Source organism: Scytonema sp. PRP1, assembly GCF_036697665.2.
Classification (GTDB): Bacteria; Cyanobacteriota; Cyanobacteriia; order Cyanobacteriales; family Nostocaceae; genus Kalymmatonema; species Kalymmatonema gypsitolerans.
On record NZ_JBAHYJ020000139.1, the window covers coordinates 1 to 9,501 of the forward strand.

The 9,501-nt window shown below is 45.9% G+C and carries 5 protein-coding genes and 1 pseudogene; all 6 read right to left on the bottom strand.

Going from position 1 to position 9,501, the window contains the following annotated elements; translation table 11 throughout:
- A partial coding sequence (locus V5G28_RS36430; RefSeq protein ID WP_336231562.1) for a non-ribosomal peptide synthetase occupies positions 1 to 2,185 on the bottom strand: 2,185 nt, incomplete at its 3' end.
- Positions 2,186 to 2,357: 172 nt separating this feature from the next.
- Positions 2,358 to 8,195: an SDR family NAD(P)-dependent oxidoreductase gene (locus tag V5G28_RS36435; RefSeq protein WP_336231563.1), complete on the bottom strand. Its 5,838-nt coding sequence runs from the start codon at positions 8,193 to 8,195 to the stop codon at positions 2,358 to 2,360.
- A 16-nt stretch (positions 8,196 to 8,211) separates the two neighbouring features.
- The gene (locus V5G28_RS36440) at positions 8,212 to 8,391 is read right to left on the bottom strand and encodes a hypothetical protein (RefSeq protein WP_336231564.1); all 180 of its coding nucleotides are present in this window, start codon (positions 8,389 to 8,391) and stop codon (positions 8,212 to 8,214) included.
- 18 nt (positions 8,392 to 8,409) lie between these two features.
- A pseudogene (locus tag V5G28_RS37015) lies at positions 8,410 to 8,538 on the bottom strand (phosphopantetheine-binding protein); the annotation flags it as partial.
- An 8-nt stretch (positions 8,539 to 8,546) separates the two neighbouring features.
- On the bottom strand, positions 8,547 to 8,678 hold the full coding sequence (locus V5G28_RS37020) for a hypothetical protein (RefSeq protein WP_442994330.1): 132 nt from the start codon (positions 8,676 to 8,678) through the stop codon (positions 8,547 to 8,549).
- A partial coding sequence (locus tag V5G28_RS36450; RefSeq protein ID WP_336231565.1) for an AMP-binding protein occupies positions 8,657 to 9,501 on the bottom strand: 845 nt, incomplete at its 5' end. The genes V5G28_RS36450 and V5G28_RS37020, both read right to left, overlap by 22 nt.

Sequence of the window (9,501 nt, forward strand, 5' to 3'; positions counted from 1 at the left end):
CTAAGTCGGCGGCGAAGGTGGAAACGGTTGCGAAACTAGCACCAGTTGGTAGTTGAAGTTTGTCTAAGATGGCGTGCAGGTAATTCAGGATTTGCCTCTGCTCGATCGCAACGCCTTTAGGTTGACCTGTAGAACCAGAGGTATAGAGGACGTAGGCTAAGTTTTCCGGTATCACTTCGCTGTTGGGATTTGCCTCAGATTCTTGGGCAATTAGTTCCCAGTCTGCATCCAAGTATACCATAGTCTGCACTTGAGCATCCTCACGCAACAGGAGTCCCTTTTGCGTCAATAAGATCGGTACTTGAGCATCAATCAATCGGAAGGCCAGATTTTCTTTAGGTAATGCCGAATCGAGGGGTAAGTAAGCTCCACCTGCTTTGAGGATGCCCAGCAGGCTCACTACCATTTCCACAGAGCGCTCAACACAAATCCCCACCAGTACCTCTGATCCTACACCCAAGGATTGCAGGTAGTGTGCTATCCTGTTCGCTCTTGCGTTCAACTGCTGGTAGGTCAGTTGTTCCTCTTCAAACACTATCGCTACGGAAGAGGGCGATCGCTCTACCTGTTCCTCAAACAACTGGTGGATACACTTATCTTTGGGATACTCTTTTGTAGTGTTATTCCACTCTACTAATAGCTGGTGCCTCTCTTGCGCTGTGAGGAGAGGCAAAGAAGAAACCTTCTGTTGAGGATTAGCTACAATTCCCTCAAGTAAAATCTGGAAATGTTGAGCCAGCAGAGCGATCGTACTGCCATCAAACAAATCGGTATTGTATTCCCAGTTCCCGATTAGTCCAGAGGCGGTGTTCTGGAAAGATAAACTCAAATCAAACTTCACCGTACCCGTTTCTACCGCTACTCGACTCACCGTTAAGCCTTCCATGTCTATCTTGGACATCGGTGGGTAAAGCGCTAACCTCACTTGGCACAGTGGTCTGTAGCTTAAGGAACGCGCAAGCTGCAATTGTTCTACTAACTTTTCAAAAGGCAGGTCAGCATGAGCGTATGCTCCCAACGCCACTTCCCGGACTCGAAACAGTAGCTCCTCAAAACTCGGATTACCCGATATATCAGTCCGCAGCACCAGCGTATTGACAAACAATCCAATCAATCCCTCAACTTCGGGGCGATCGCGCGTCGTGTAGGGCGTGCCCACGCAGATATCGCTCTGCCCTGTATAACGGTAAAGCAACGTGAAGAGCGCCGCCAACAGTGTCATGAACAGAGTGACTCCTTTACGCCGACTTAAAATCATCAAAGCCTCTGTTAGTTCCTTAGAGAGTGCTTCTTGGTAACACGCCCCCCGGAACGTTTGAGTTACGCTTCGTACTCGGTCAGTTGGCAGTTCCACTACTTCTGGCGCACCAGAAAGTTTTTGCTTCCAATAAGCGAGTTGAGACAAGAATACGTCTCCCTGTAACCACTGGCGCTGCCAAACAGCAAAATCTGCATACTGAATGGGTAGTGAGGGTAGCTCTAAAGACAAGTCATTGCAGAAGGCTGTGTAGAAAGCTGCTAACTCCCTGACCAATACGTCCTGTGAAGGAGCATCCCAGACAATGTGGTGTATTGTTACTAGCAAGACGTGTTCTGTCTGTGTTAGCTTCAGCACAGAAGCTTGAATTAACCCAGAGCTACTAAGGTCAAAAGGTTGCTGGACTTGTGCCCTTGCTTTTATCCCCCAAGCAATTTCTCTCTCACGATCAGGTAGATCACCCAAATCTAAAACTTGTACACTCAAGGTCAAGCTTTCAGCAATAACCTGAACTGGCTGCCCCTCAACCGTTGTGAAGTTGGTACGTAAAATTTCGTGGCGTTGGATAATCTTGTTGAGGCTTTTTTCTAAAGCGACAACGTTCAGAGAACCGTGAAGTCGCAGAGCTACTGCTTCGTTATAGAAGGGGTTAGTTGGTTCCAACTGGCTCAAGAACCAAATTCCTTCCTGAGCAAAAGACAGAGGCAAATTCCTCCGGAGCGAAACAGGTATCTGGGGTATAGAAGTATCGCTGGCGTTGCTCTTTTTTTGCAGCAACTTTACAAGCTCTGCTTTATGCAATGCCAGTAAATCACGTAAGTCTGGTGTTATTACTCCTTTTGCAGCACGAACACGCAACTCCTCACCCTCAGTCCACAACTTCACACCTTGCTCGGTGAGTTCAGCTACAAATTTTTTAAGATTCATATAACTAACATCGAGTTGATTAACTTGAAAAACTTGACAAATTCAACAGTTTATGTAAAAAAGTGGCGTACAAGGTCTTTATATGGGCTTGGGGTTAGACTGATTTAGGAGCCATTAAGCAGACATAATTATCACTGGGGAAAAGCCCAAGCGTCGATTCTTTTCCCTAGCACTACAAGATGAAGAATTCCTCATCAATGAATTCAGCCAGTGCAGCAATGGAAAGGGCATTCAAGAAGCTATTAAGAGAAATTTTCTTTTGTAAAGTTTCGCTTAACTTGGAAGTCAGTTGAATCCCTAAGAGTGAGTCTCCACCTAACTCAAAGAAATTATCATAAATTCCTATTAACTCAATCCCCAGAAAATCTTGCCAAATTTGAGCGATTGTTTGCTCCAATTCGTTTCTAGGAGCTACATAAGCATTTGTCAATGCTGGTCGTGGACTTCTTGATTGGGAGTCCACAGCAGACTCCTCTAAATCCTGACGTTGCTTAAGTTTTGTTTCCCCCTTGGTTGGCTTTATTACTATCTCTAAATCCTGTGTCGAAACTAGAATCTGAGGTATTGAATTACACAAAATCCGGTGGAAAACCTCTACGCCCTCTGCGGGCAATAACCCATACTTAAGGTGTGGTTGAAATAAGGGTGTTGGCGTGGTTATCCCAAAAGACTTCTCCGAAAAAGAAACTGTTTCTTCTGTTAACTGAGTGGGGGAAAACTTTGTGCCAGAAGCCCAGAGCTTCGCTACTTCTACTGCCATGCCCACTTCCGACCAAGTATCCCAGTTGATAGAGACGGTTCTTGTACCGTCTCGATTAGTCTTATAATGAGCAAAAGAGTCTAGAAAGGCGTTGCTTGCACAATAGTCTACTAGTCCAAAGTTTCCCACAAAAGAGGAAAGTGATGAACACAGGACAAACCAATCCAATTGCATGTCCTTAAAGATACTATCGAGAACCAGTGTGCCCTTGACTTTGGGGGCGAAAGCGCCTTCCGTTATTTCTCGTGTTTTTAGCTGAATAACTCCACCAGCCGGAACACCAGCAGCGTGAATAACGCCATTGATTTTGCCGAAGCTATCCGTTGCTTTGGCGATCGCCCCTTGCATTTGTTCAAAGTTGGCTACGTCAGCAGAAACCACCAAAACCTCGGCTCCTAGTTTCTCCAGTTCCTGTAACTTCCGAATTTTTTGACTCACCTGATCGCGCTCGTTATGAGTGTTGAGCCATTTTTCCCACTCAGAACGGTCGGGAAAAGCAGAACGACCTGTTAAAATCAGTTTCGCTCGTACAGTATGAGCTAAATGTTCTGCCAGAATCAGTCCAATACCTCCGAGTCCACCTGTAATCAGATAAACTCCTTCTTTCCTCAATCTTTGTAGCCCTTGCTCCGACTTATCTAATCGAACAGGCTCAAAAGTTTGCACCCACCGATGATTACCTCGATAAGCAATTATCCGCTCTTTTGATGTTGTTTGCAGTTCGTTCAGTAGATGAGTTATAAGTTTCTGCTCACTTTCACTTCCTGGTTGAGGAAGAACAACATCAATACTAAGAGGAGTTATGTCCGGATATTCTTGTGGAATTGTCCGAATTAGTCCAAGCATTGTGGCTTTTTCGGGATACAACAACTCCTCGCCGATTACTTCCTGTATGCCGTTGGAGATAACCGTGAGTTGAAACTCATCCGTTGAATTCTGTTTTCCAAGTGCCTGCACTAGAAATATGAGGCTACAGTATCCTAAATCTTGAGTTAATTCAACCCATTCAAATCTCGATTCTATAGATCTATTTTCCGTGACACTCCACAAATGAACAATATGAGTTGGAATTTTATCTGATGTGCTAAGCTCCTTGAGTAAACTATGGTAGTCATCGCACTGTCTGGGATTAACAGTGTACAAACTCGCATCATACTTGGTAAACTGCTCTCCCACCCTAACAACAATTACGTCCTCGCCAGCCTGCTTCAGTTTCTTAACCAGTTGGTTTCCCAAACCGCACTCATCGACAAAGAATAGCCAGGACGATTTCACTTGCCGCATTTGGGTAGGCAACAAGTTGCGTTTCCAAGATGGAATGTAGAACCAGTCAGCAATGTCGGGTTTTTTGGACAATGAGACTTCATCAAGCGGCGCGCTCACTGCTTTTGATTCAACCAATTCCGTGAATGCTGAGGGAAAAAGACCTGATGGAGTTGCCCGAGCAACTAAAATATGCTCTGCCAGTTCGTGAGTTTCTGGAAAAATCGCTACCTCAGCAAATCCCTGTTTGCTTAAGGCTTCATGCCACTGTTGTGTTGATAAAAAGGGATTAGTTGGATGGCGTTCTCCATCCGACAAGGGTTGCATCAGCAAGCCATAGGTGACGTAAAAGCTTAATTTCGCTTCTGTGATTTCCTGAATCAGGAGAATGCCGCCTGGAGCCAACAAAGAACGGACGTGTTTTAAGGTTTCTCCCATGTTACGGGTGACGTGCAACACATTCGTTGCAATCACTATATCAAATTTATGGAGTTCGTACCCTTGCTCTTGGGGAGGCTGCTCAATATTCAGTAGGCGATATTCAACAAATGGATACGCACTAAATTTCTGTTTAGCTCGCCTGAGAAAGGCAGAACCAACATCTGTAAAAGTGTAGCTCGTTTGCGACGGTGGCAATATGGGGAGTAACGCCGATGTCGTGATGCCAGAACCCGCCCCAACTTCTAGAATTCTTAACTGACGCTGTGGTGGTAATGAATTAACTACCTGTTGCAAACAAGCTTGCCAGATCCCGTTGTAATAGGGAATTGATACCGACTCTTCAATGATATTCTCATAGACGTTGAAAGAACCTTCGCTAAAAAAGAACTCTAACGGCTCTTCTTTACCAGTAAGTACAGAAACAAGATTTTCGCCACAGCGCATCAGAAGATTTAGTTCTTCTCTTTGAGATGCCCATTTAACCTTGGCTTCCTCTACAATAGTTGAAATATCTTCGGTCAGTCGCACAAGCTTGATGAACTGATTGCCATCTTGTTGGAGGTAGCCTTGCTTTACCAATAGAGATAGCCATTGAGATACCAATTGATGGTAGCGAGGCTGAATCTGAAATCGAGCGAAAAATTCTTCAACAGAGTAATTTTCTTCCGGATTGCTAAAAGCACCAAGACCTCTCAAAGCTTCGAGCATATAAGCAATAGAAAGACGGTCTAAACACTCTCTCTTTGCTTGTTCAGTGGAATTTCTTAATTTCGAGATTTCAGAACTAGCCTGGATGCGACCTGCTTCCACAAGAGTGTTCCAAATTGGCGGCGCGGTTAAGTTTTGCGGCAAGTGTTCCCGATTATTTGTCTTTTGTGACTCAACCCAGTACCGCTGCCGCTCAAAGGGATACGTTGGTAATGGTACTCGATAACGCTGCTCGTTAGCATAGAACCCAGACCAATTCACCTTCACTCCACCTAGCCAAAGCTGTCCCAAGGTGGTAAGTAAGAACGCCATATCCGATCGCACCTCTTGTGGATGGCGCAGCGATGTCAGGACTATCTGGTTGGCTTCCTTGCTGGGATGATGCTTGGTCAAGGTACTCAGGGTTCGCCCTGGTCCCACTTCCAGCAGGATGCTATCCGGTGTTTTCAAGCAATGCTCAATCCCACGGGCAAATTGTACTGGCGATCGCAGGTGCTGACTCCAATAGTAAGGGTCCCTCGCATGGTCGGCGGTAATCCACGTTCCGGTAACATTGGAAATATAAGGGATTTGCGGGGAACTCAAGGTAACTTTTTGCACCACTTTGGCAAACGGCTCTAAGATGGGTTCCATCATTTGAGAGTGGAAAGCATGGGAGGTTCGCAAGCGGATACACTCAATGCCCTGCTCGACAAGCTGATTTTGCAAATTGGCAACTGCTTCCATAGACCCGGAAACCACACAGCGGGATGGCTCATTAATCGCAGCCATTGAGAGTTCTCCTCCAAGGAGTCCCTCTAGTGCTTCCGGGGCGAGAGGTACTGAAAGCATTGCTCCCAGCGGAAGTTGCTGCATCATCCGTCCGCGTGCTGCGACCAAACATAGGGCATCTTCAAGGGAGAAAACACCCGCTAAACAGGCGGCGACGTATTCACCGATACTGTGACCAATGAATCCTTGCGGCTGGATGCCCCAGGATTCCCATAATTTAGCCAAAGCGTACTCAATGGTAAACAGAGCTGGTTGAGCGATCGCTGTCTGTTGCAGTTGTTGGGCAACGTCGTCCATTTTATCAGAATCTGGGTAAAGAATGTGGCGCAAATCCAGTCCTAATTCCGGCAGGAGCAATTGTGCACAATAATCAACCTGTTGGCGAAAGACGGCTTCATTCTGGTAGATTTCCCGTGCCATGTTGACATATTGAGAACCCTGACCGGAAAACATGAAGATGACTGAAGGGATTGAGGATTTTGTATAACCTGTCAAAACTTGTTCTGGAAGCGTTGTTATTGCCGAATCCAACTCACAACAAATTAGAATACGCCGATGCTCAAAAGCCTGACGACCGATACTCAGGGTATAAGCAACATCTGCTAAATTTAATTCGGGATGTTGCTTAAGATGTTCAGTAAGGTTGAGAGTTGCTGCTTCTAGGGCGGAACTCGTTTTAGCAGATAGGACTAATAGCTGTGCTGGTCTTGTTTCTTGTTCCTTGTCTCCTATCTTCTTTTCTAAGACAGGGGCTTCTTCCAGCACAACATGAGCATTTGTACCTCCAATGCCAAAAGAACTAACTCCAGCCCGACGGGGAGTGCCATTGGTTTTCCACTCCGATAGCTTAGTGTTGACGTAAAAAGGACTGTTGGCGAAATCAATTTTCGGGTTGGGAGTTTCAAAGTGTAAACTTGGGGGAATTTGCTGATGCTTGAGAGCCAAAACTGTCTTAATTAGACCCGCCACACCTGCTGCTGTATCCAGGTGTCCGATATTCGTCTTCACCGAGCCAATGGCGCAGAAGTGTTTTTTCTTGGTACTGTTGTGGAACGCTTTGGTGAGGGCAGCAATTTCAATCGGATCGCCAAGTTCTGTTGCTGTACCGTGGGCTTCTATATAGCTAATTGATTCGGCATCTATACCCGCGATCGCCTGTGCTTCCCCAATCACTGCGGCTTGACCTTCAACACTGGGAGCTGTAAACCCTATTTTGTTCGTGCCATCGTTATTAATAGCGGAACCTTTAATGATGGCGTGGATATAATCTCCGTCTGCTAGAGCATCTGTTGCACGCTTGAGCATGACAATACTCACACCATCGCCATCAATGATTCCTTGTGCTTTCGCATCAAAGGCGCGACAGTGACCATCAGGGGATAAAATCATACCATCTTGATATAAATAACCCTCCTTCTGGGGAATGCTGATAGTAACAGCGCCAGCTAAAGCCATGTGGCACTCGCCATTTAGCAAACTTTGACAAGCCATATGTACGGCGACTAAGGAAGTTGAACAAGCCGTTTGAATATTTACTGCTGGTCCAGTGAGGTTTAGCTTGTAGGCTACCCTTGTCGGCAGAAAATCATTTTTCGTAGCCAGTCTTAATTGATATGTGCTGACTGTTCTGGAGACAGCCGGATTTAGATAAAGGTTTTTGAACAGATAATCACTTACACCTGCCCCTGCATAAACCCCGATTGACCCCGCGTAGGTTTGGGGGTTATAACCAGCTTGTTCCAATGCTTCCCAAGCACATTCTAAAAAAAGGCGCTGTTGCGGGTCAAGAATCTCAGCATCTTTGGGATTAAAGCCGAAGAAATTGGCATCGAACAATTCGATGTCATCCAGCACGGCCTTAGCCCTGACATAGTTGGGATTTTGTAGCAGTTCGGGCTTTTCTCCATTCATCAGGAGTTCTTCATTCGAGAACCAGGAAACAGACTCGACCCCGGAACGCAAATTTTCCCAAAAGGCATCTATGTTTTTCGCTCCTGGAAAACGCCCAGACATGGCAATAATTGCTAAATCTGATTCTCTAATATCATTTTGAGAAAAATTCTTCATCTCCATTGCTCCTGATTCACTGTTCTTTCTGCGACCGATACTGTTGCCTAATATTCCTTTGTTGGTTCACGGAACCTTGACTGCTCCTACGGAGTTCGGCTAGTTCTGCTTTTGATTTGGGCGCATCATCTGGTGTTCGGGATTTCTGTTCGCTTAAGAGTTGTCCCAACGCTCTGACAGTTGGGTGTTTAAACATCTCTACCACTGATATTTCTTTGCTAGAAATTATTTGCAATTTCTGCCAAACTTTGATTAATAGTAAAGAATTTCCTCCCAGATCAAAGAAATTGTCATCCAGCCCAACTTTTTCTAAGAGAAGAATTTTCTGCCAAACATCAGCAATGAGTTTCTCTACCTTGGTTTGCGGCTCTCCAAAGAAAGAGAGCGCATGGCTGGCTCGGGGGGTGAAGGGCGCGACGATCTTACTTTACCGTTCGGTGTCAGTGGCAGGGCATTCAACATTACGAATGCTCCAGGCACCATATAACTGGGCAGTTTCTCCTTGAGAAAATCACGTAAAGTACTGCTGGTGAGGGCTTCTTTTGGTTAGAGACAATGTAGGCTGCCAGATATTTGTGATCGGGAACATCTTCTCGCGCCACGACCACAGTTTCTCGCACGGCTGGGTGCTGCGCCAGCGCTGTCTCAACCTCGCTCAGTTCGATACGGAAGCCGCGAATCTTCACTTGACGATCCAGCCGACCAAGAAATTCGATGTTACCGTCACTTAGGTAGCGGACTAGGTCGTCGGTTTTGTAGAGACGAGTATTGATTATATCATTAAATGGGTTAATGAATTTTTCAGTTGTCAAGTCCGGGCGATTAAGGTAGCCTCGCGCTAAGGAAGCACCGCCAATGTGTAGTTCACCCGGTACGCCGATGGGAACTGGTTGCTGATGGCGGTCAAAAATATAAACTTGTGTGTTGGCGATAGGACGACCGATAGGAACAGTTTTAGAGTTATAACTGGCTTGCAAGCTACTGACAGGATAGGTAAGTACGCCAACAGTGGTTTCTGTCGGTCCATAGTGGTTGAGAATTCGACAGTTGGGGGCTTCAAGCTGGATTTTCTCAACTAAATCCCAGCTTGCCGCTTCACCACCTAAGACTAGACATTGGCGCGGTATTATAGAGTTGGATACCTTGGATGTCAAGAGAGAAGCAAGGTGGGCTGGGGTAATTTTCAGACAGTCGATAGGATGGCGCACAAAGTACTCTGCTAAGGCTTTAGGGTCAATGGCTCGTTCTTGGGATACGATATGCAGACATCCCCCCGTACACAAGGCTGGGAAAATTACGGTGTTGC

Excerpts from the sequence above, each read along its gene's own strand:
- V5G28_RS36435 (WP_336231563.1), bottom strand. The coding sequence starts at position 8,195 with ATGAAGAATTTTTCTCAAAATGATATTAGAGAATCAGATTTAGCAATT.
- V5G28_RS36440 (WP_336231564.1), bottom strand. The coding sequence starts at position 8,391 with ATGTTTAAACACCCAACTGTCAGAGCGTTGGGACAACTCTTAAGCGAA.
- V5G28_RS37020 (WP_442994330.1), bottom strand. The coding sequence starts at position 8,678 with ATGGTGCCTGGAGCATTCGTAATGTTGAATGCCCTGCCACTGACACCG.